17 protein-coding genes are annotated in these 20985 nt (G+C 73.6%); 11 read left to right on the top strand and 6 right to left on the bottom strand.

What is annotated here, in order from left to right:
- Positions 1-3: 3 nt before the first annotated feature.
- Together IE332_RS01775 and IE332_RS01770 are read right to left on the bottom strand one after the other, a co-directional pair.
- Positions 4-1104, bottom strand: coding sequence for a phosphotransferase (locus tag IE332_RS01775; RefSeq protein ID WP_229928217.1), 1101 nt, complete (start codon positions 1102-1104; stop codon positions 4-6).
- Positions 1105-1169: 65 nt separating this feature from the next.
- Complete coding sequence (locus IE332_RS01770) at positions 1170-1829, bottom strand: response regulator (protein ID WP_189913240.1); 660 nt, start codon at positions 1827-1829, stop codon at positions 1170-1172.
- A gap of 425 nt (positions 1830-2254) precedes the next feature.
- Here IE332_RS01770 and pdhA point away from each other — a divergent pair, with 425 nt between their 5' ends.
- The 3 genes from pdhA to IE332_RS01755 are packed head-to-tail and all read left to right on the top strand — an operon-like array spanning position 2255 to position 5850.
- Complete coding sequence (gene pdhA, locus IE332_RS01765; protein WP_373313665.1) at positions 2255-3409, top strand: pyruvate dehydrogenase (acetyl-transferring) E1 component subunit alpha; 1155 nt, start codon at positions 2255-2257, stop codon at positions 3407-3409.
- On the top strand, positions 3409-4383 hold the full coding sequence (locus tag IE332_RS01760; protein ID WP_373313664.1) for an alpha-ketoacid dehydrogenase subunit beta: 975 nt from the start codon (positions 3409-3411) through the stop codon (positions 4381-4383). The genes pdhA and IE332_RS01760 overlap by 1 nt, the downstream gene beginning before the upstream one ends.
- 15 nt (positions 4384-4398) lie before the next feature.
- Positions 4399-5850, top strand: coding sequence for a dihydrolipoamide acetyltransferase family protein (locus IE332_RS01755; RefSeq protein ID WP_189913238.1), 1452 nt, complete (start codon positions 4399-4401; stop codon positions 5848-5850).
- Between the two features lie 87 nt (positions 5851-5937).
- On the opposite strand, the gene IE332_RS01750 is transcribed toward IE332_RS01755, so the two are convergent.
- A complete protein-coding gene (locus IE332_RS01750) occupies positions 5938-6930 on the bottom strand; it encodes an LPXTG cell wall anchor domain-containing protein (RefSeq protein ID WP_189913237.1) in 993 nt (330 codons plus the stop codon).
- A gap of 206 nt (positions 6931-7136) precedes the next feature.
- Between IE332_RS01750 and IE332_RS01745 the strand changes: the two genes are divergently transcribed.
- From IE332_RS01745 to IE332_RS01735, 3 genes are all read left to right on the top strand, one after another.
- A complete protein-coding gene (locus IE332_RS01745) occupies positions 7137-8360 on the top strand; it encodes a benzoate/H(+) symporter BenE family transporter (protein ID WP_189913236.1) in 1224 nt (407 codons plus the stop codon).
- A 201-nt stretch (positions 8361-8561) separates the two neighbouring features.
- Positions 8562-9794, top strand: coding sequence for a M64 family metallopeptidase (locus IE332_RS01740; protein WP_189913235.1), 1233 nt, complete (start codon positions 8562-8564; stop codon positions 9792-9794).
- Between the two features lie 133 nt (positions 9795-9927).
- Entirely contained in the window at positions 9928-11268 is a 1341-nt protein-coding gene (locus IE332_RS01735) for an MFS transporter (RefSeq protein WP_189913234.1), read from the top strand.
- A gap of 58 nt (positions 11269-11326) precedes the next feature.
- Here the strand turns inward: IE332_RS01735 and IE332_RS01730 are convergent, their stop codons facing one another.
- Both IE332_RS01730 and IE332_RS01725 read right to left on the bottom strand, forming a co-directional pair.
- Positions 11327-12148 (bottom strand): BRO-N domain-containing protein, encoded by an 822-nt coding sequence (locus tag IE332_RS01730; protein WP_189913233.1) that lies wholly within the window; start codon positions 12146-12148, stop codon positions 11327-11329.
- Positions 12149-12316: 168 nt separating this feature from the next.
- A complete protein-coding gene (locus IE332_RS01725; RefSeq protein ID WP_189913232.1) occupies positions 12317-13138 on the bottom strand; it encodes a maleylpyruvate isomerase family mycothiol-dependent enzyme in 822 nt (273 codons plus the stop codon).
- Between the two features lie 173 nt (positions 13139-13311).
- On the opposite strand from IE332_RS01725, the gene IE332_RS01720 reads away from it, so the two are divergent.
- The 3 genes from IE332_RS01720 to IE332_RS01710 all read left to right on the top strand — a co-directional run bounded on the left by IE332_RS01720 (position 13312) and on the right by IE332_RS01710 (position 16062).
- Positions 13312-14109, top strand: a complete 798-nt coding sequence (locus tag IE332_RS01720) for a carbon-nitrogen family hydrolase (protein ID WP_189913231.1) — start codon at positions 13312-13314, stop codon at positions 14107-14109.
- Between the two features lie 136 nt (positions 14110-14245).
- On the top strand, positions 14246-15298 hold the full coding sequence (locus tag IE332_RS01715) for a GntR family transcriptional regulator (RefSeq protein WP_189913230.1): 1053 nt from the start codon (positions 14246-14248) through the stop codon (positions 15296-15298).
- Between the two features lie 116 nt (positions 15299-15414).
- Positions 15415-16062, top strand: coding sequence for a putative DNA-mimic protein (locus IE332_RS01710; RefSeq protein ID WP_189913229.1), 648 nt, complete (start codon positions 15415-15417; stop codon positions 16060-16062).
- Between the two features lie 60 nt (positions 16063-16122).
- Here the strand turns inward: IE332_RS01710 and IE332_RS01705 are convergent, their stop codons facing one another.
- Positions 16123-16908 (bottom strand): SLATT domain-containing protein, encoded by a 786-nt coding sequence (locus tag IE332_RS01705; protein WP_229928216.1) that lies wholly within the window; start codon positions 16906-16908, stop codon positions 16123-16125.
- Between the two features lie 369 nt (positions 16909-17277).
- On the opposite strand from IE332_RS01705, the gene purD reads away from it, so the two are divergent.
- Together purD and IE332_RS01695 are read left to right on the top strand one after the other, a co-directional pair.
- The gene (gene purD, locus IE332_RS01700; protein WP_189913228.1) at positions 17278-18525 is read left to right on the top strand and encodes a phosphoribosylamine--glycine ligase; all 1248 of its coding nucleotides are present in this window, start codon (positions 17278-17280) and stop codon (positions 18523-18525) included.
- Positions 18526-19119: 594 nt separating this feature from the next.
- Positions 19120-20703 carry a M48 family metalloprotease gene (locus IE332_RS01695; protein WP_189913227.1) on the top strand — a complete coding sequence of 528 codons (1584 nt, stop codon included), beginning with the start codon at positions 19120-19122 and terminating at the stop codon, positions 20701-20703.
- The last annotated feature ends 282 nt before the right edge of the window (positions 20704-20985 follow it).

Genomic DNA, 20985 nt, shown 5'->3' with positions numbered 1-20985 from the left:
CGGTCAGTTGGCGAAGGCGTCCAGGACCTGCTCGTACTCCTGGCACCACCACGCCAGTTGGCCGGCCGAGGCGGGGTAGAGCGGGTCGGCCCGGTGGTCGGCCCGCTGGTAGCGCCACTGCAGCATCCAGAAGTCGTTCAGCCGTTCCCACCAGACCCGGTGGGCGGCGGCGGCCAGGTGCTCGGCGGTGGCGGCGCCGGAGGCCCGGTAGGCCTGTGAGTAGCGGCGGACCCGGACCAGGTCGAGGACGCCGGACGCCCGGTCGTTGAAGAGCAGTGTCGCGGCCCGGACGGCCTCCTCGGCGCGCGGCTGCGGGCCGAGCTTGTCCCAGTCCAGGACGCCCGTCACCCGGCCGCCCCCCGGGCCCTCGTCGTACAGCAGGTTGAGGCCGTGGAAGTCGCCGTGGGTCCAGCCGGTGGGCGGGGCCGCCTGCGGGGCGGGGCGGCGGTGGGCGTGTTCGGCGAGCAGTTCCAGCCGTTCCGTGAGCCGTTGCTCGACCAGCGCGTCCAGCTCCCCGTACGGGCGGTGCTCGCGGGCGTGCAGCCGCAGGTCGCGGGCGATCCCGGCGCTGTCGGCGGGGTCGGCGCTGCGGTAGCCGGCGGGCGGGTCGACGGGGGCGCAGACGTCGTCGAGGGCGCCGTGCAGGCGGCCGAGCAGCGCGCCGAGCTCCTCGCACCCCGGGAGGTCGAGCTCGGTGCCGTGCCGGTGTCGGCCATCGGTCCACGGGAACAGCGCGAACAGCCGGCCGCCCCAGCCGGCCACCGTGCCGGACCGTTCGGCGCAGGCCAGCGGGGGTGCGACGGGCAGTCCGAGGGTGTTCAGCGCGGCCATCGCGCGGTGGTGGGCGAGGATCTTCGGGCGGCTGGCGGTGGCGGAGTCGACGTAGCACTTCAGGAAGTACGCGCCGGCCTCGGTGGTGACCCGGTAGCCCCGGTTCAACAGGCCTTCGGCGACGGGTTCTGCGGTCAGCAGGCGCCCCACCCGGTAACGGGCCAGGACCTCGGCGAGCGCGGTGTGCGGGACGGGCGGACTGAGGGTTCCCATCGGTGGTGCGGAGAGATCGGGGCGGGCCGGGGCGCAGGCGAGGGTCTGGCTGAAAGTCACAGCCAGAGGTTATGGCCCCCTGGCGGGGGCCCTTGACAAACCGTCAGGACTGTGCAGTCGTCGGCTCAGTACTGGTGGTCGGCCTGGTGCCGCGCCACGAAGGCGGCCGCTTGGGTCCGTCGCTCCATGCCCATCTTGGCGAGCAGACTGGAGACGTAGTTCTTCACCGTCTTCTCGGCCAGGTGCAACTCGTTGCCGATCTGACGATTGGTCATACCTTCGCCGATCAGATCGAGGATCCGTCGCTCCTGCTTGGTGAGCTGGGCCAGCCGTTCGTCCTCCTTCTCGCCGCCGTCGCGCAGCCGGGCGAGCACCCGGCTGGTGGCGACCGGGTCGAGCAGCGAGCGGCCCGCCGCGACGTCCCGGACGGCGGTGATCAGGTCGGTGCCGCGGATCGCCTTCAGGACGTAGCCGGAGGCGCCGGCCATGATCGAGTCGAACAGCGCCTCGTCGTCGGAGAACGAGGTCAGCATCAGGCACTTGATCTCCGGCAGGCGGGACCGGATCTCGCGGCAGACCTCGACCCCGTTGCCGTCCGGCAGGCGGACGTCCAGCACCGCGACGTCGGGGTGGACCGCGGGGATCCGGGTGAGCGCCTCGGCCGCGGTGCCGGCCTCGCCGACCACCTCGATGTCGTCCTCGACCGAGAGCAGGTCGTGCACACCCCGTCGGACGACCTCGTGATCATCGAGCAGGAATACCCTGATTTGTCCGTTGTCAGTCACGTCCAAAGCCTCCCATATCACCGTAGGAAAGACCTATCGCTCTCAACGCCGTAAAGACGTGATCCGGCCAGAGACATCCGAAACCGATACCGAGAACCCCCTTACGCGCGGGCGTCCGCCCGGATAACGTGCGCTGGTGTCCTGAAGGCGCTCGAATTGAGAGCTGCGTCACGCCGACCGTCACCCCCACCCTTCCGACGGCGAGCCGAACGCGGCACCCTCGGGGTTGTAGGCCCTGAACAAGTAGGACGTCCTAGCGCAAGCGCGCCGAGGGCGGACGCTGGGTAACGTTCTCGTGAGGGTGCCGTCGGAACAGGATCACCACCTGCCCCGCAGTGGGAGCGCACACCCACGCGCGCCCCGCGAGGCGGTGACCGGACCGGTCACCGGCGACCCCGGGCGGCCGGACAGACCGAGGAGTGAACGTGACCGTCAAAAGCACGGCGAGGGCCCGCAAGAAGGCGGCCCCCGCTGTCCCTGACACCCTCCGCGCCGCGGGTACGGACGCCCAGCCGGAGCTCGTCCAGCTGCTCACGCCGGAAGGCGAGCGGGTCGAGCACCCCGACTACCCCCTCACCACCACTCCGGACGAGCTGCGCTCCCTCTACCGCGACCTGGTGCTGGTGCGCCGGTTCGACGGCGAGGCCACCGCGCTGCAGCGCCAGGGCGAGCTGGGCCTGTGGGCCTCGCTGCTCGGCCAGGAGGCCGCCCAGGTCGGCTCCGGCCGCGCCATGCGCACCGGCGACTACGCCTTCCCCACCTACCGCGAGCACGGCGTGGCCTGGTGCCGCGACGTCGACCCGCTGAACCTGCTCGGCATGTTCCGCGGCGTGAACCACGGCGGCTGGGACCCGAACGAGAAGAACTTCCACCTCTACACCATCGTGATCGGCTCGCAGACCCTGCACGCCACCGGTTACGCGATGGGCATCACCAAGGACGGCGCCGACGACGCGGTGATCGCGTACTTCGGCGACGGTGCCTCCAGCCAGGGCGACGTCAACGAGGCCTTCACCTTCGCCTCGGTCTACAACGCGCCGGTGGTGTTCTTCTGCCAGAACAACCAGTGGGCGATCTCCGAGCCCACCACCACCCAGACCAAGATCCCGCTGTACCGCCGCGCCTCCGGCTTCGGCTTCCCCGGCGTGCGGGTCGACGGCAACGACGTGCTGGCCTGCCTCGCGGTCACCCGCTGGGCGCTCGACCACGCCCGCAACGGCAACGGCCCGGTGCTGATCGAGGCGTTCACCTACCGCATGGGCGCCCACACCACCTCCGACGACCCCACCCGCTACCGGCACACCGAGGAGACCGAGGCCTGGAAGGCCAAGGACCCGATCAGCCGGCTCCGCGCCCACCTGGAGAAGGAGGGCCTGGCCGACGAGGAGTTCTTCGCCGCCGTCGACGCCGAGAGCGAGCAGCTGGGGCTGCGGGTGCGCGAGGGCGTGCGCGGCATGCCGGACCCGGACCCGACCCTGATCTTCGACCACGTGTACAGCGAGCCGCACACACTGGTCGATGAGGAACGGGCCGAGTACGTCGCGTACGCGGCCTCCTTCGAGGCGGGGGAGAACCTCTGATGGCCGGTCAGCTGAGCATCGCCAAGGCGCTGAACGGAGCGCTGCGCAAGTCGCTGGAGAACGACCCGAAGACCCTCCTCATGGGCGAGGACATCGGCAAGCTCGGTGGCGTCTTCCGGATCACCGACGGCCTGCAGAAGGACTTCGGCGAGGACCGGGTGATCGACTCCCCGCTCGCCGAGTCCGGCATCGTCGGCACCGCGATCGGCCTGGCCCTGCGCGGCTACCGCCCGGTGGTGGAGATCCAGTTCGACGGCTTCGTCTACCCGGCCTTCGACCAGATCGTCTCCCAGCTGGCGAAGATGCACGCCCGCGCGCTCGGCCACGTCAAGATGCCGGTCACCATCCGGATCCCCTACGCGGGTGGCATCGGCGCGGTCGAGCACCACAGCGAGTCGCACGAGGCCTACTTCGCGCACACCGCCGGTCTGCGCGTGGTCACCCCGTCCAACCCGCACGACGCGCACTGGATGCTGCGCCAGGCGATCGAGTCGGACGACCCGGTCATCTTCCTGGAGCCCAAGCGCCGCTACTGGGACAAGGGCGAGGTCGGCGACGCCCCCGACCTGGGCATGCACGACGCCCGGATCGTCCGGCCCGGCACCGACGCGACGCTGATCGCGTACGGCCCGATGGTCAAGGTCTGCCTGGAGGCCGCCGCGGCCGCCGAGGAGGACGGCCGCCGGCTGGAGGTCGTCGACCTGCGCTCGCTCTCCCCGGTGGACTTCACCACCCTGGAGGACTCGGTCAAGCGCACCGGTCGCGCCGTCGTGGTGCACGAGGCACCCGTCTTCCTGGGCATGGGCGCCGAGCTGGCCGCCCGGCTCACGGAGAAGTGCTTCTACCACCTGGAGGCACCGGTTCTGCGGGTCGGCGGCTACTACGCGCCGTACCCGCCGTCCCGCGTCGAGGAGGCCTTCCTCCCCGACCTTGACCGCGTGCTCGACGCCGTCGACCGCGCGCTCGCGTACTGATACCGGGGAGCGAAGATGACCACCGAAGTTCGCTCGCTCCGCGAGTTCAAGATGCCCGATGTGGGCGAGGGCCTCACCGAGGCCGAGATCCTCAGCTGGTTCGTCAAGCCCGGTGACACCGTCACCGACGGGCAGGTCGTCTGCGAGGTGGAGACCGCCAAGGCGGCGGTGGAGCTGCCCATCCCGTTCAACGGGGTGGTCGAGAAGCTGCACTTCCCCGAGGGCACCACGGTCGACGTCGGCACCGTGATCATCTCCGTCGCGGTCGCCGGGGAGGCGGGGGCCGCGGCTCCGGCCGCCCCCGTCGCGGCGGTACCCGCCGCGCCGGCCCCCGCCGAGGAGGCCGAGCCGGAGCGCCGCGAGGTGCTGGTCGGGTACGGCCCGCGCACCGGCGGCTCCACCCGCCGGGCCCGGCGGACCACCACCACCGTCACCGCGGCCAAGCCGGCGGCGGTGCCTGTCGCTGCTCCGGCCGCTGCTTCGGTCGCGCCCGCCCCGGTGGCTCCGGCCGCTCCGGCGCCGGTGGCCGAAGTCCCCGCCGGTGACCGGCCGTTGGCGAAGCCGCCGGTGCGCAAGCTGGCCAAGGACCTCGGCGTCGACCTGCGCGCCGTGACCCCGACCGGCCGGGACGGCGTGATCACCCGCGAGGACGTGCACGCGTACGCCACGGCCCAGGCGGCTCCGGCGGCTGCGGCCGCTCCGGCGCCGGTGGCCGAGGCCGTCGTGGCCGAGCCGGTCGTCGCCTCGGCGGCCGCCCCGGCCACGGGCGACGTCCGGGTGCCGATCAAGGGCGTCCGCAAGGCGACCGCGCAGGCGATGGTGGCCTCGGCCTTCACCGCCCCGCACGTCACCGAGTTCGTCCAGGTCGACGTGACCCGCACGATGAAGTTCGTCCGCCGGCTCAAGGAGAGCGGCGAGCTGGGCCGGGACGTCCGGGTCAGCCCGCTGCTGCTGGTCGCCAGGGCGCTGCTGACCGCGGTCAAGCGGCACCCCGAGATCAACGCGCAGTGGGACGAGGCGGCCCAGGAGATCGTCATCAGGGGCCAGGTGAACCTCGGCATCGCCGCGGCCACCCCGCGCGGCCTGATCGTCCCCAACATCAAGGACGCCGGGTCCAAGACCCTCTCCGGGCTGGCCGTTTCGCTCGGCGAGCTGGTCGAGACCGCCCGCCAGGGCAAGACCTCGCCGGCCGACATGCAGGGCGGGACGATCACCATCACCAACGTCGGCGTCTTCGGCGTCGACACCGGCACCCCGATCCTCAACCCGGGCGAGGCGGCCATCCTCGCCTTCGGCGCGGTCCGGGAACTGCCGTGGGTGCACAAGGGCAAGGTGGTCCCGCGTCAGGTGACCACGCTGGCGCTCTCCTTCGACCACCGCCTGGTGGACGGGGAGCTGGGCTCCAAGGTGCTGGCCGACGTGGCCGCCCTGCTGGAGCGCCCGAAGCGCCTGATCACCTGGGGCTGACGGCCCCGAAGGAATGAGAAGGGGGCCCTCCTCTTCCGCACCGCCGTGCGGAAGAGGAGGGCCCCCTTTCCTGTGCCCGCCCGCCGGTTACCGCTGGGGACGGAGTCGGCGGACGGCGATCAGGACGCCGGCCCCGAGGGCGAGGAGGGCGGCGGAGGAGAGGGCGAGGAAGGTGTTGGCGGACGAGGCGCCGGTCTGGGCCAGCTCCGGGGTGCCGGCGGGCGCCGTGGTGGCCGGGGCGGCGGACGGGGTCGCGACCGGCGCGGCGGGCGCGGCGGCCGGTGCCTTGGCGGGCTGGGTGGCCTTGGCGGGGGTCTTGTCGGCGGCCGGCGCGGCGGCGGGCTCGGCCTTCTTGGTGGGGGCGGCCGGCTTGGTGGGCTTGGGCTTGGCCGGAGTGGTCGGCTCGGAGGCGGCCCGCTCCACGCGGTAGGTGTGCTGCTGTCCGCCGCCGGCGGCCCCGAACCCGGGCGCGGTGGCGAGGACGCCGATCTCGATCTCGCTCAGGCTCTTCGGCGCCTTCGCGGAGAGGCCCACGCGGAACGCGAAGTTGGCGGCCCGGCCGTCCTCCAGCCGCGCGGTGGTGGTGGCGGGGGAGACGAGGGTGAAGAGCGCCGGGTCGCAGCTGTGGCGGAGGGCGACCGGCTTCCAGACGCCGCCGCTCATGACCTCGACGGTGAAGTCCTCGGTCCGGAGGTTGGCGGTCCCCAGGTCGACGCCCTCCCCCGGGTGGCTCGACACCGGGTTGTACAGCGAGAGCATCGCGGAGACGTTCTCGTACGGGGCACCGGTGAAGTTGGTGATGCCGACGCCGACCTCGACCTTGGCGCCGCCCGCGGTGATGGTCTGGCCGCCGGGGGTCATGTGGAAGCCCACGGAGAAGGAGCCGTGGTGCGCGGAGGCGGGCGTGGTCGGGGCGGGGAAGGTCGTTCCGGTGGAGCTGCCGCAGGCCCAGGCGGTGTCGGTGGCGAGGAACTGGACGCCGCCGGCGAGGACGGTGGTGGCGGCGAGGACGGCGACGCGGCGGCGGCCGGAGAGCGCGCGGTCGTTCTTCGCAAAACGGGTGATAACGGGCATGCGCATGACGTGACTCCCCAGGGTCATGTGACTGACGGTGTGATGGTGAAGACGACCGGCCCCGCTCCTACCGAGCGGAAGCGCCCCCCCGGCTCTGCCGGTCTCGCTCTCCGTGCCTTCATCCGTATAGACGCGCATCCCCGCCGGGGGTTGCAGGTGGATTCAAAAACTTTTTCGGGACCTCCGGACCCTTGCTTCGGGATACTGCCGGGATGACGGATGAGCTGACGATCAGACCGGAGACGACACCGGTCGGGAGCGGGGAACGCCGTTCGCTGCGGCGCGACGTGTCGGGGCCGGCGCTGCTGGCGGGCCTGATCTGCGTCGCGGTGTCCTTCTCGGGACCGCTGGTGGTGGTGCTGGCGGCGGCGGCCGCCGGGCGGCTGGACCCGGCGCACACCGCCTCCTGGATCTGGGCGGTGGCGATCGGCAGCGGGCTGAGCGGCTTCGCGCTGAGCTGGTGGACCCGGACGCCGGTGATCACCGCCTGGTCCACCCCGGGGGCCGCGCTGCTGGTGACCAGCCTGGGCGACTACCCCTACCGGGAAGCGGTCGGGGCGTTCCTGGTGAGCGCGGTGGTGGTGGCGCTGTTCGGGGTGACCGGCTGGTTCGGCCGGCTGATCGCCGCGGTGCCGGTGGGGATCGTCAACGCGATGCTCGCGGGCATCCTGTTCTCCTTCGGTGCCGGGATCTTCGGCGCGGTGCACAGCGCGCCGGTGCTGGTGCTGGGCAGCTTCACGGCCTTCCTGCTGGCCAAGCGCCTCGCGCCGCGGTACGCCGTACCGGTCGCGCTGCTGGTCGGCGGGGTGCTGGCGGCGCTGACCGTCGGACTGTCGCTGCGGCCGGGCTCGGGCGGGCCGACCGTGCCGGTGCTGACGGTGCCGGCCTTCTCCTGGTCGGCGCTGGTGGGGCTGGCACTGCCGCTCACCATCGTCGCGCTGGCCTCGCAGAACGCGCCGGGCCTCGGGGTGATGCGGGCCTTCGGCTACCGGGCGGACGACCGGCTGCTGATCGGCTCGACCGGCGCGGTGTCGATGCTGGTGGCGCCGTTCGGCTCGCCCGGGGTGAACCTGGCGGCGATCACGGCGGCGATCTGCTCGGGCCCGGAGGCCCACCCGGACCCGCGCCGCCGCTACGTCGCGGGGATGTCCTCGGGCGTGCTGTACGTGCTGGTGGGCAGCTTCGGCGGGGTGCTGGTGAGCCTGTTCACCGGGCTGCCGAAGGAGCTGATCGCGGTGATCGCCGGGGTCGCGCTGCTGGCCGCGCTGCAGGGCAGCCTGACGGCGGCGGTCGCGGAGGAGCGCGGCCGGGACGCGGCGGTGGTGACCTTCCTGGCGAGTGCCTCGGGGATGAGCCTGTTCGGGATCGGCTCGGCCTTCTGGGGGCTGCTCTTCGGGCTGGGCACCCATCTGGTGCTGGACTTCCGGCGGTCCTGAGCGGCGATCTGGTTGGTATGTCAGGCACGACAGGCATGACGGGCATGACGGGCATGACCGGTACGGCGGGGAGGATGCGGATCGTTCGGCCAGGTCGGTGACATTTGCGTCCGCCGGTGGGGGCGACACGCCGCGCCGGGTACGTCTCCGCTCCACCACCCGGGCGACGCCGGGTGACCGGAGCCCCGAGGACGCACCCGTATGCCGTCTGGCAACCCTGGCCGTCTCGTCCGGAGTCTGGCCGCGCTCGTGCTGGTGTCCACCGCCCTGCTGCCCGCCGCCCTGGAACTGGCCGCCCCCTCGCCGTTCGGCGTGATCGGGCCGGGGGCCCCGGCCGACCGGGCGGTGCCGCCGCACACCGCGGTCCGCGCCGACCAGCGGATACCCGCGGCCGCCCCGACCGTCGACATACGCCGCACCGGGGACCCGGCCAACCGGATCACCCTGGTCCTGCTCGGCGACGGCTACACCGCCGGAGAACAGGAACTGTTCCGGCAGCAGGCCGACCGGGCCTGGCACGCGCTGATGGAGATCGAGCCCTTCCGCACCTACCAGGGCTTCTTCAACATACGGCGGGTCGAGGTGGTCTCCCCGGTCTCCGGGATAGCCGAGAGCGAGAGCCGCGGCCGCCACCCGGCCACCCCGCTCGGCATGCACTTCTGGTGCGAGGGCACCGCCCGGCTGCTCTGCGCCGACGAGTCCGCCACCGCCCGCTACGCGGGGGACGGCGCCGGGCCGCAGTACCTGATCGCCCTGGCCAACTCCACGGAGTACGGCGGAGCCGGGGGCACCGGGGTGACCACCCTGGCGGGCGGCAGCCAGGACGCCGGGCGGATCATCCAGCACGAGATCGGGCACACCGTGGGGGACCTCGGCGACGAGTACGACAGCGCCCCGGACGACGCCGACTACCCGAACCTCTCCACCCTCAACGCCGACGACATGCGCAGGAAGCAGACCAAGTGGTGGCGCTGGCTGGGCGCCGAGTCCCCGGACGGCGCCGGGCTGGTCGGGGCCTACCGCAGCGCCAACGGCCTCTACCGGCCGACCCCGGACTCGGTCATGCGCACCCTGGGCAGCACCTACAACCTGCCCTCGCGGGAGGCGATCGTCGAGGAGCTGTACCGCAAGGTCCGCCCGACCGACGCCCCGGTGCCGCCGCCCGGCGAAGTGGCCGGGCGGCCCCGGCTCGACGTCCGGGCGCTGCCGCTGAGCGGGCCGCGGCAGCTGAAGGTGGAGTGGAAGGTGGACGGCGTCCCGGTGACGCCGCAGTCGGCCGACGGCTCCTGGCTGGACACCGCGCGGCTGGACCTGCCCCCGGGCCGGACGGCCACCGTGACCGCGACCGTCCGGGACACCACCGACTGGGTACGGGACGAGGCCTTCCGGGACCGCTACATGACCCGGTCGGTGTCCTGGACGCTGGCCGGCTGAGACCGGGGAGCGCACCGGCGGATCCACGGCCCCGCGGGGGCGCGGGGCCGCGTCCGGTCGGTGCGGGTTCGCGTCCGGACGACCGAACCCCGCCCTGGGCCTCCCATCATGGGATGACTAACCTGGTCGCACTATGACCGTGGAGCCCGCCCGCCCAGCCGCGCCCCTGTCCGCCCCCGCTCCCGCTTCCGCTCCCGCTCCCCGAGGCACCGCCGTCCCCGCGGCCGGACCGCCCGGCGGCCGCGCGGCCTGGCTGGCCTGGTCCGTCGGCGTCAGCGTCTACGTCCTGGCCGTCATCCACCGCACCAGCCTCGGGGTCGCCGGACTGGACGCCGCCGACCGCTTCGGCATCGGCGCCTCGGCGCTCTCCACCTTCTCGATCCTCCAGGTGCTGGTCTACGCGGCCATGCAGATCCCGGTCGGCCTGCTGGTCGACCGGTTCGGGCCGCGCCGGGTGCTGCTGCTCGGCGTGCTGCTGCTGAGCACCGGGCAGCTCGCCTTCGCGTTCAGCTCCACCTTCGCCCCGGCACTCGCCTCCCGGGCGGTGCTCGGCTGCGGCGACGCGATGACCTTCATCAGCGTGCTGCGGATCGCCGCCCGCTGGTTCCCGGCGGCGAAGAACCCGTTCGTCGCCCAGCTGACCGGTCTTGCCGGGATGGGCGGCAACCTGATCACCACCGTGGTGCTGGCCCAGGCACTGCACAGCGAAGGCTGGACGCCGACCTTCGCCGCGATCGCGCTGCTCGGCGTGGCGGTGTTCGCGCTGGTCGCGCTCTTCCTCCGGGAGTCCCCGGTGCCGGCGGCCCCGGTACGGCCGGTGGAACACCGGGAACGGCCAGGCCTGCGCCGGCAGGTCCTGGACTGCTGGCGGGAGCCGGGCACCCGGCTGGGCCTGTGGGTGCACTTCACCACCCAGTTCCCCGGCAACGCCTTCGGCCTGCTCTGGGGCCTGCCCTACCTGGTCGAGGCGCAGGGCATGTCCCGGGCCGGGGCCGGCGGGCTGCTGACCCTGCTGGTGCTCTCCAACATGACCTTCGGCTTCCTCTTCGGCCGGCTGCTCTCCGCGACGGCGCGCGCCCGTATGCCGATCGTGCTCACCGCCATCACGGCCACCGCGCTCGGCTGGGCACTGGTACTGGCCTGGCCCGGCGGACACCCGCCGACCTGGCTGCTGGTCGGGATCATCCTGGTGATGGGCAGCAACGGCCCGGCCTCGCTCGTCGGCCTGGACTACGCCCGCTCGCGCAACCCCGCGGAGCGGCTCGGCACCGCCTCCGGGATCGTCAACATGGGCGGCTTCATCGGAACGATGATCACACTGTTCGGCATCGGCGTACTGCTCGACGCCCTCACCCCGGAAGGCGCCGGCTCGTACTCGGCCGACGCCTTCCGCTGGGCGTTCTGCTGGCAGTACGTCCCGCTGGCAGTGGGGACGCTGATGATCCTCCGGCTGCGCCGGAAGGTTGATGCGTAGGGTTTCTGACCTGCGAAGACGCGCTAACCCTAGCCAAAAGCGAGGGTTAGCGATGGCATCAGCGGCCGTACTCGCGCATCAGGTCCGAGATCTGCCGGGCCGTCCCATAGATTCGAGCGCCATGCAGTTCCACGGTCAGCTGTCCGTCACCGAGAGGGGTTGGTGCGGGTGCCAGGACAAGCATGCGGACCAGATCCACGATCTTGACCTTCGAGCACCGGGGGATGGCCGTGCCACCCCTGATGCCGACCCGCTCGACACTCGGGCAGGAGTAGTAGCCGCCGAAGGGCGGGCCGCTGTCGTCCTCGCGCGCCGGCACGTCGTAGAGCATTTCCCCGTGCTTGCAGTACACCGCCCCGTCCGACCGCAGGTAGACCTGGGGCCAGCCGTCGCGATTGAGTTCGGCGATGATCTCCACCTGCTGCCCGACCGCCTCGGCCAGGGTCTCCGCCATCCGCCGCTGCTGGGTGGGGATGTCGGTGTCCCCGCGGCGGATGGAAGGGAGGAGGTCACGGGTGACCCAATCCCTGAACGGCTTGGAGGACGCCTTGTTGGACCGCATCAGCAGGGTGTACAGGCCTGCCTCGTTCAGCACGCGTAGGTATGGATTCGCGTGGCTGTACAGTTTCCGACCTGCGGAAACGTCGTAACTATCACTTTTGGTGACAGTTACCGCCCTCATGTCGACGGTGCGGTGCTGGTGCTCTTCCAGCCCCTTCACAGCTTGCGCCGCGTTGCCGCGACCGAGCACCCGGCACACGTCCGCCGTGACGAACCACGGCTCGCCGTCGATCATCACGACGCGGATCGGCTGCCCGGTGACCGGGAAGCTCGACCGCACCAGCACCATCTGTTCCCGCTGTTCCTGTTCGTCGTCCATGGTGGACGCCCCTCCTTCTTCCGGGTGGTGGCAGGACTGCCCGGAACAACGAGGCCAAACAGGTGAGGTGGCTGGTGCTGGGTTGACGTATGGATGCGCGAGTGGTGCCCACCCGGCGCGCGTTGGTGCGTGTACGCCGGGTGGTGTGCGCCAGGGGCGCCGGGTGGTTCAGATGGTGACGGAGAAGTTCGCCAGCACCCGTTCGGCGAGCTCCTTGTCGCCCTCCACGGACACCGGGCCGGGCCGGCCGCGGCCGCAGGCGAGCCGCACGTACGTCTCCCAGTCCATGGTGAGCTGGACGTCGGGGGCCAGGCTGATCGACTCGTCCACGGTGCAGTGGCCGGTGGCGTCCACCCGGACGGTGCGCAGGAACTCCACCGGGCCGGTGACGTCGAGCACCAGGGCCGTCCCGGCCGGGACGCCGGCCTTGTTGGCGACGGCCTTGGGCAGCAGCTCCAGCAGGAGGTCCCGGGCGATCAGCGCGGCGGGGGAGTCCAGGTTGCCGGGGGTCTCCAGGGCCCGGCGCAGGTCCTGCTCGTGCACCCAGACGTCGAAGGCCCGCATCCGCAGCAGCTCGTGGTACGGGACGTCCCTGGCGAGCGGGCCGGCGGGCCAGCGCACGGGCTCGCCGGGCGTCTGCTTGGCGTTGCGCAGCGCGCGGGAGCGGCGGATGACCGTGTACTCCAGCTCGCTGGTCATCTCCAGCGCGGTGTGGCAGCGGCGCTTGTCGACCGGCAGCTCGACGTAGCGGGCGAACTCGGTGGTCACGTGACGGAGGTCACGGGGCAGCGAGTGGATCGGGCGCGGGTCGCCGAGCAGCTCCGACTCGACCGCGATGACGTGCGAGACGACGTCCCGGACGGACCAGCCGGGGCATTCGGTGGGCCGGTTCCAGGACCCCTCGGGGAGGGGGGCGACCAGCTCCGATATGGACTCGATGCTCTGGGTCCAGGCCTCGGTGTGAGCCTGCACGGTCTGGTTGTCCGTCACGGGAATCTCCGGCCCTCCGTCAGCTTCCTTGCCGTCCGCGCCCGGCCGTCCTGGCCGACCGGGATGGTCCGGCTTCCGGGCGCACACGCTAACCGCACGTTACGCTGCCGGGAGACAGCTGGGCAGCGCTTTCGGGTGACGATCGTAGGTCTCTTGCCGTGGACGGTGGTACTGTGCGCGCTTCATTGATCCAACTCGCGGTCTCCGACGCCGAGCCGCCCGCCGAGCGGCGGGCCAGGGCGGCGGCGCTGGTGCGGGCCCAGCAGGGCGCCGACCTGGTGGTGCTGCCGGAGCTGTGGCCGCTCGGCGGCTTCGCCCACGACCTCTGGTCGGACGGCGCGGAGGGCCTGGACGGGCCCACCTCGGACGCGATGGCGGCCGCCGCCCGGGCGGCCGGGGTCTGGCTGCACGCCGGTTCGATCGTCGAACGCGACCCGGACGGGCCGATCTACAACACCTCGATGCTGTTCGCCCCGGACGGCGAGCTGGTGCACACCTACCGCAAGATCCACCGCTTCGGCTTCGACAGCGGCGAGGCGGTGGTGATGGGCGCCGGGCAGGAGATCGTCACCGCGCCCACCGACTTCGCCACGCTGGGCCTGGCCACCTGCTACGACCTGCGCTTCCCGGAGCTGTTCCGGGCGCTGCTGGACGCGGGCGCGCAGCTGCTGGTGGTCCCGGCGGCCTGGCCGGCCAAGCGGCGTGAGCACTGGACGCTGCTGGCCCGGGCGCGGGCGGTGGAGGAGCAGGCCTTCGTGCTGGCCTGCAACACGGCCGGGACGCACGCCGGGGTGGAGCAGGCCGGGCACAGCATCGTGGTGGACCCGTGGGGCCGGGTGCTGGCCGAGGCGGGGGCGGAGGAGCAGGTGCTGACGGTCGAGTTCGACCCGGCCGAGGTGGCCAGGGCGCGGGAGGAGTTCCCGGTGCTGCGGGACCGCCTGCTGGGGATCCCGGCGCCGGTCCAGCGCTGAGCCAGGGGGCGCCCGGCGGCTTCCGGAGGGTTGGTTCGGACCTGGCCCGGGCGGGTTTGAGAAGATGAGCACTCGTCGTGTTCCCGCCGGCCCGTCGAAGACCGGCCCGGTCGGCCCGCCCGAGGAGGTCGCGCCCATGCCTGGCACCGGCGACGGCGGCACCCCCCGTCCCGTCATCCAGCGCAACAGCCTGCGCGAACAGATCGCCGGCGCCTTGCGCGAGGAGATGATGGCCGGCCGACTGGCGGCCGGTCGCAACTTCACCGTCAAGGAGATCGCCGAGCTCTACGGCGTCTCCGCGACCCCGGCCCGCGAGGCGCTGGTCGACCTGGGCTCGCAGGGCCTGCTGCGGGTCGAGCACCACCGCGGCTTCACGGTGCCCGAGCTGTGCTGGGACGACTTCCTGGAGATCTTCGAGTCCCGGGTGCTGCTCACCGACAGCTTCCACCGCCAGTTCTCGACCCGCCGCGCCCTACCCGACCTCAGCCGGCTGCCCTCGCTGCACCGCCGGGCCGACGCGGCCGTCCGGGCCGCCAGGGCCGGGAACCTGGACGTGATGGTGGGCTGCGACCGGCGGTTCTGGCAGGAGGTCGCGGGGCTGCTGGGCAACCGCCGGATCGCCGACTACCTGGACTGGCTGCGGGTGCAGTCCTGGATGTTCGCGGCCCCCTACCTGCGGGAGATGCCCAGCCTGGCCGGGGTCTGCTGGGACCGCCACCCGGACCTGGTCGCGGCGATCGAGGCGCGTGACCTGGCCGGCGCGCACCGGATCATCTGCGAGTACAACCTGCACACCGCCCGGACGCTGGCCGAACTGGCCGGGCAGCCGCTGGAGTCGGTGACGGTCCTCGGACTGCTCGCCGAGACGGCAGGGGCGGCAGGGGCGGCAGGGACGGCGGGGACGGCAGGGACGGACGGGACGCCGCCGGCGCCCGGTGCCGGAGAGCCGGCCGCCCCCTCCGCCCCCGCTCCGGAGGCCGGGTCCGAGCCCGGTCCGGCCCGTGGCGGCCGGCCGTCGCGGGGCGACGAGGTCGGCCGGGAGCTGGGCCGTGAGCTGGGGTTGGGCCTCGGCCTGGTGCCGCAGCCCCGCTCGGTCCCGTACGGCCGGTTGGGCCGCCGGCTGCCCCCGTCCGCGCCCCCCGAGGCCCCGCGAGGACGGCCCGACCCGCACGCGGCCCCGGGCCGGTAGGGTGGGCGGGCGTCGAACCGGGCGCCCCGTGAAAGGGCCGTCCGGGTACCGACCCCGCCCCCGTCGTCGCCCCGCTCCGCGGGCGATTCCCGCCGCCCGGAGAGGAACTGCCGGCCATGGCCTGCGACCTCTGGCTCGTCCCGCTGGTGGACGTGCTGAGCCACAGCCCCGACAACCCCTTCCGGGACGACCTAGCCCTCTACAACTCGGTGTTGGTCTCGCGAGGGCTGCCCGAGGTGCCGGTCTACGAGTACGTCCCCGGCCTCAGCGGCGCCGTCGAGCCGATAGCCGCGTTCGACTACGACTCGCTGCACTTCCTGCGCCGCGCCTACCTGCTGGGCCTCACCGGCCTGGACATCACCCCGGTCGACGCGCTCGGCGGGGACTACGAGCAGCTGCTGGAGATGTTCGAGAGCAGCGCCGAACAGTCCCACCTGGTCTGGCACTTCGACCACGCGGGCGCGTACGTGCCGATCGAGTTCGCGGTGCCGCTGGTGGACGACGCGCTGCTCGCCACCGGCGGCCCGCTCGGCTCCAGCCACGGACTGCTGCGCGAACTCCAGGCCGTGGCACCGGCGCTGGGCATCGATCCGCTCAACCCGCCGGACCCGACCCGGCCGCTCGGCCCGACCGGTCTGGAGCAGCCGTTCGGGCCGCCGATCGACGACGTGCACCCCTTCGCCCGGGAGCGGCACGCCTGGTCGGGCCTGTACGCGGCGGCGACCAGGAGCGTCACCCAGGGCTCGATGATCGTCTTCGCGTAGCGTGACTGAGCGACTGAACGCCTGAGCTGCCGCCGGGCGCCGACGCAGGAGGGGCAGGCGCTACCGCAGCGGCCCCTCCGGCGGCCGCTGGCGCGGCATGGTCGGCCGGGTGCCCGGCGGCGGCAGCACCCGCACCTGGGCGCCCACCCCGGGCTCGGAGCGCCCGCCCCAGCTCCCGGGGGCCTGGGTGGGCAGCTGGGTCATCGAGGCGCGGAACTCCAGCATCCACTCCGAGGTCTCGGTGCGGACCATGTCCGAGACGTCCTCGCAGAACCGGCGCAGCACGCCCAGGCAGCGCTCGGCGGCCTCGCCCGCGGTGCCCTCGGTCGGGCCGAGCACCTCGCGCACGCACTCCGAGGCCCAGTCGAACTGGAAGGCCTCCAGCCGGCGCTGCAGGGCCTGCCCGGTGGAGACGTCCCGCATCCAGCCGGAGGTGACGCCGAAGGCCCGGTCGACGCCGTAGCAGCCGGCGGAGAGCGCCAGGCCGACGTAGCCCCAGCTGGTGCCGTGCGCGAAGGCGCCGGCCAGGTCGACCAGCGGGGCGGTCACCCCGCCGACCGCGAACCCGGCCGTGCCGAACCGCAGCAGCCGTGCCCAGCGGCGCTTCCAGACCCGGTCCCGGCGGTACCACTCGATCGCCTCGACCGCCCGCTCCTCGGACCAGCGGTAGAGCTCCTCCAGCCGCTCGGCGGGCTCGCCCCAGTCCCCGAGCGGGAACTGGCGGGTGCTCAGATCGGTCCGGTGGCGGGTGGAGGCGCGCCGGACCACGGCGGCGGCGGGCGGGTCCTCCTCGCCGATCTCCTTGCCCCAGGCACTCTCCTCGGGCTGCATTTCCGGCTGGCTCACCTGTGGGGCTCCCTGTGGCGGGCGGGCGGCTGGGTGCTGGCGGTGCATCGGCTGACGCTGGGTCTGCCGGTGGTTGTCCAACAGCACTTCTTACCGCCAAATGGCTGACCATGGGGGAGCTTCGTGGTTGATCGTTACCGGTTTCGGCCACCGGAACCCGAGGTGAGCGGGTTGCGGGGCCCGGCGGGATTTCACCCGTCCGAGCGAGGGCCCGGTGACCCGTGGTCGTGACCCGGGCACCGACCGCCGTCCGACCCCCTTCGGACTTGGAGGATCCTCCGGCATCCTCGGCGTACAAAGCGGTTCTCCTGGAGGATCCGACGGGACCGGAGAGCGGCCGGAACCGGCCACCGACTACTGTTGCGAGGCGTGAAGGTCCTCGTCATCGGCGGCGGCGCCCGCGAACACGCCCTGTGCCGCTCTCTGTCCCAAGATCCCGCCGTGACCGAGCTGCACTGTGCCCCGGGCAACGCCGGGATCGCACAGGTGGCGACGGTCCACCCGGTCGACCAGCTCGACGGTGCCCAGGTCACCGCCCTGGCCGAGCGGCTCGACGCCGCCCTGGTCGTGGTCGGCCCGGAGGCACCGCTCGTCGCCGGCGTGGCCGACGCCGTACGCGCGGCCGGCATCCCCGTCTTCGGCCCGTCCGGCGCCGCGGCCCAGCTGGAGGGCTCCAAGGCCTTCGCCAAGGACGTGATGGCCGGCGCCGGTGTCCCCACCGCCCGCTCCTACGTCTGCACCACCGCGGCGGAGGCCGCCGAGGCGCTGGACGCCTTCGGCGCCCCGTACGTGGTCAAGGACGACGGGCTGGCCGCCGGCAAGGGCGTGGTGGTCACCTCCGACCGCGCGGAGGCGCTGGAGCACGCGGCCTCCTGCGAGCGCGTGGTCATCGAGGAGTACCTGGACGGCCCCGAGGTCTCGCTGTTCGCGATCACCGACGGCACGACCGTCGTCCCGCTGCAGCCCGCGCAGGACTTCAAGCGCGCGCTGGACGGCGACGAGGGCCCCAACACCGGCGGCATGGGTGCCTACTCGCCGCTGCCGTGGGCGCCCGCCGGGCTGGTCGAGGAGGTCCTGGAGACCGTCCTGCAGCCGACCGTGGACGAGCTGCGCCGCCGCGGCACCGAGTTCTCCGGCCTGCTGTACGCGGGCCTGGCGCTCACCTCGCGCGGCACCCGGGTGATCGAGTTCAACGCCCGCTTCGGCGACCCGGAGACCCAGGTCGTGCTGGCCCGGCTGCGCACCCCGCTGGCCGCGGTGCTGCTGGCCTCCGCCACCGGCACCCTGGACCAGCTGGAGCCGCTGCGCTGGGACGAGGGGGCGGCCGTGACCGTGGTCGTCGCCTCCGAGGGCTACCCGGCCGCGCCGCGCACCGGCGACCCGATCGAGGGCCTGGCCGAGGCCGAGGCGGACGGCACCGCGTTCGTGCTGCACGCCGGGACGAAGGCGGGCGAGGACGGGCAGGTGCTGAGCGCCGGCGGCCGCGTGCTGTCGGTCACCGCGACCGGCGCCGACCTGGCCGAGGCGCGCGGGCACGCGTACGCCGCGGTGGACCGGATCTCCCTCAAGGGCGGTCAGCACCGCACCGACATCGCGCTGAAGGCGGCCACCGCGTAGCGACGTCAGGCCGCTGAGAGGCCGCTCGGAGGCTGTTCCGGGAGCGGCTCCGAGGCTGCTCCGAGAGCCGTTCCGAAGCTTGCCCCGAGGGCGCTGCGGGCCGTGGGAACCAACCCCCATGGACGCAGCGCCCTCGGCGTTTCGGGACTGGAGTGGTTCCCGGGGCGGACGCACCGTTCAGCCGACGGATTCCAGCCCATCGGGTGACAGCACCCGCATCCGGCTGACGTAACGGTCCGCCCGGCCTTATGGTGCGCTGGATCGCAGCGCGCGGGGGTCGCGCGCCGGGGTCGCCGCCGGGTAGCGGCGCTTCCGCGGGGGGATGCTGGACGGCGTCCGGCCGGGCGGTCGCCGGGTGCTTCGCACCGGACCGGTCGCGGGCGTCCGGAATTCGGGCGGCGTCACCGGGACGAGTGAGAACCGGGGAGATCCGGAACGACCACCCGCACCGGGGCGTCGAAAATGGCAGTAGCGCCACGCAGCATGCACTACCGGGATCGGACACCTCCGCTTCCCGGTCGGAACTGATCGTTTCGAGTCGGCTCAGGGCCCGTAGCCGGGCGCCCGAGGGCTCCGAAGGGGGTGCCGCACCGTATGGCCGCTGTCGACACCGCGCGCGCTCACGCCCACGCGGTCCTGCGCGTCCGAGGCCTCGCGCTGGCCGCCGCCGTCCTGCCCGCCGCCCTGGCGGTGGTCCTGCTCGCGGGCCGGTTCACCGGCCGGATCGGCGCGCCCGGGGCCGCCGACGCGGCCGGCTGGGACGCCGCCCGCTGGGTGGTCTGCGCGGTCGCCGGGGTGACCCTGCTGGTCGCCGGGCTGACCGCCCACGCCCTGCGCCGGGCCGAGCCGCCCCGGACCCCGGCCGTCCCGCTGGACCGCGCCGAGGCCCCCGAGCTGTACCGGCTGATCGACGAGCTGGCCGACCGGCTGGACGTCCCCGCGCCCTCCGCGATCGCCCTCACCCCGGACTGCGACAGCTGGCTGGAGGACGTCGCCCCGCCGCGCCGCGCGCACCCGCTGCGGCCGCACGAGGAGCCGCCCGCCCCGGTGCTGGTGATCGGCTCGCCCTTCCTCTGGTGGATGCGGGCCGGCGAGCTGCGCGCCCTGCTCGCCCCCGTGGTGGCCGGCGCCGCCGCCTCCGCCGACCCGGAGATCGCCGCCGCCCGCCGCTTCCTGCGCGGTCTGGACGCCTGCCTGGACTCCGGGCAGGGCGCGGCCCCCGGCCTCGGCGGCGGCACCCTGGCCGCCCCGCCCCGGCCGCCCCGGCGCGGTCCGGCCGCGCTCGCCGACCGGATCGCCCGGCGGATCACCCGCCGGCTGCTCGGCGCCTGCCGCGGCCACTCCGCCGAACTGGAGCGCGCCGTCGCGAGCTGGGCCTCCGAGCAGGCCAGGGCGGTCGACTACGGGCTGCGGATCGCCGCCCAGGAGCAGGTCGGCCTCGCCTACGCCGGCTGGGACCGGCTGCTCACCCGGGTCGCGCTGCCCGCCTGGCGGCTCGGCCGCCACCCGGCCCACCTCAACGCCGGCGTGGTCGCCGCCCTCACCGAGCTGTCCCGCCGCGACCGGCTGGCCGACGGCTACGGCAGCCGGCTCGGCGACCGCCCCGCCTGCGACCTGCTGGAGGAGCCCGGCTCCGTCGACCGGGCGGTCTCCCGGCTCGCCGCCGAGCTGTTCTTCGGCCGCCCGGCGGCCGGCGCCTGGCACGAGCTGGAGTGGGCCGACTACCCGGCCGAGGTGGTGGACGCCGGCTGGCGGGCGGGCGCCGCCGCGCTGCAGTCCGCCCTGGACCGGCTCGCCCCGCAGTCCCGGCCCGGCGCCCCGACCCTCACCAGGCTGCTGGTCCGGCTCGCCGAGGGCGACGGCGAGCGGCTGGCCGCCGCCCTCGCCGCCCAGCTGGCCCGCACCACCGCCCCGGCCCCGCTGCTGGAGCCCGACCGCAGCGGCCGTGACCTGCTGGTCGAGCACGTCACCGCGATGGTCTGCTGCGCGGCCGTGGACACCGCGGGCGGTGCTCCCGGCCTGGACTGGCTGGACGGTCCGGTGCTGCTGCTCGGCGGGGTCCGCCGCACCGACCTGGCCGGCCCGGTCGCCCAGGCCGTCGAACAGGGCCAGGACGGCCCGCTGCGGGCCTGGCTGGACGCGGCCGACGTCCGGCTGGAGAAGCCCGTCCGGCTGTGACCGTCCGGCTGTGACCGGTGGGGCGGCGCTCGACACCACCGCACGCGCCCCCGGCCGGTCCGGCCGCCGGTCGTCCTCGCAGGCCGGAGGCCCCCTCCGGGCGGGCCGTCAGATTCCCGGCACCAATTGCCACCGGAGGGTGACGAACCGGCAGCACTGTGTGGTGTATTAGACCGCACGCACATCCGGGGGGCACGTGCCAACCGGGCCTCGGGAGCCGAAGGGCGCGCCGGTGCCGGAAGCGACGAGCGCCGAGCCAGGACCGTCGACACCGGATCAGGG

This window comes from Kitasatospora xanthocidica, assembly GCF_014656195.1.
GTDB classification, from domain to species: Bacteria; Actinomycetota; Actinomycetes; order Streptomycetales; family Streptomycetaceae; genus Kitasatospora; species Kitasatospora xanthocidica.
The sequence above is the reverse complement of the archived record's forward strand: the minus strand, read 5'-3'. Positions and strand labels throughout refer to the sequence as shown.